This is a genomic window from Candidatus Magnetobacterium casense (assembly GCF_019173545.1).
In the GTDB taxonomy this organism is placed as follows: Bacteria; Nitrospirota; Thermodesulfovibrionia; order Thermodesulfovibrionales; family Magnetobacteriaceae; genus Magnetobacterium; species Magnetobacterium cryptolimnobacter.
On the sequence record NZ_JABXWD010000682.1, the window covers coordinates 1 to 1,332 of the forward strand.

At 49.5% G+C, this 1,332-nt stretch carries 1 protein-coding gene; it reads left to right on the plus strand.

The window, feature by feature from the left end; genetic code table 11:
• Positions 1–175: 175 nt before the first annotated feature.
• On the plus strand, positions 176–1,267 hold the full coding sequence (locus HWQ67_RS18715) for a glycosyltransferase family 4 protein (RefSeq protein WP_218254209.1): 1,092 nt from the start codon (positions 176–178) through the stop codon (positions 1,265–1,267).
• The last annotated feature ends 65 nt before the right edge of the window (positions 1,268–1,332 follow it).

Sequence of the window (1,332 nt, forward strand, 5' to 3'; positions counted from 1 at the left end):
TGCTATCAGAGACAGATTAAATCATGTATCGAAAGTAAGGGTTGTTCTCTTGCTTAATGACGAGACGGATACATGGGGAGATATTACCGTAACAGAGTTCCTGAAAGGATACTCTGAACAAGATGTCCTGTATGACCTTATTTTAGTGTAATAATCAGCGGATAGTGAGGGAACAATGAAAATAGCAATAAACGCATCATTTCTAAACACCAAACCAACCGGGGTGGGTGTCTTTACCAGGGAGGTGGCACGGGAACTTTGCGCACTGGATAAGGAGACAACGGTCTTTTCCTCCGTCCGGATAGACGGGGTTGATGAGTCACAGATGCAGCATACGCCCCAACCGATAAGGGGTTCCCTGAATCTGATTCACAACATAGGCAGGGCGGTCTTTGACAATGCCCTGTTGCGTTATAGGTTGCATGCAGCGGCAGTGGACGTGCTCTTGTGCCCAATCATGGAGTTTCCACTGACCTATGTGTTGCCAACTATAGTGATGGTACATGACCTGCATCCGTTGTACTTTCCTGAGCAGTTTGGAGTGGCGAGCAAGTATTTCAGAGTTTCCCTGTGGAGATTAAAGAGCCTCAGATACAGGGTGTTAACGCCATCGAACTTTGTCAGGGCCGAGGTCATAAAGACAGCGGGCCTGCAGGAGGACCTCGTGGGCGTCGCACCCTATGGGTATGACTCCAATATGTTTAAACCAATGCCGGCAGAACTGCGGGAGGACTTCCTCAAACGGCATGACCTGAAACCTCCCTACATCTTGTTTGTTGGCTCGCTGTTTCCCTACAAAAATGTCTCGACCCTCACGGATGCCTTTATGCTGATCAAAAATCGTGTGCCACACACACTTGTCATCGTTGGCAAGAAGGAACTTGCAACCAGGCCACTTCCCAAGGACGACCGGATAGTGTACAAGAGCTACGTAGACCGAGAAGACGTTCCGTTGTTTTATTCGTATGCCGAAATGCTGGTGCACCCGTCGTTGTTTGAGGGTTTTGGTCTGAACATCCTTGAGGCAATGGCTTGTGGCACGCCCGTGGTCTCCTCAAACGGCGGCTCCCTGCCGGAGGTCGTTGGTCAGGCGGGGTTGCTCTTTAATCCCACGGAGGTGACGACTCTGGCCACCCATATGCTGAACTTAATTCGTGACAAAGAACTACGGCAATCGCTCATTGAAAGGGGCCTGCAACACGTCAAGACGTTTACGTGGCTGAAAACTGCCCAGGATATCTATAATACATGCAAAAAGTGCCTTTAAATAAAACGCCAATCTCCCCGCTCCACAGGCTGCAAACGGATAAAGATTCCCACGCTCACAAACTC

Excerpts from the sequence above, each read along its gene's own strand:
- HWQ67_RS18715 (WP_218254209.1), top strand. The coding sequence starts at position 176 with ATGAAAATAGCAATAAACGCATCATTTCTAAACACCAAACCAACCGGG.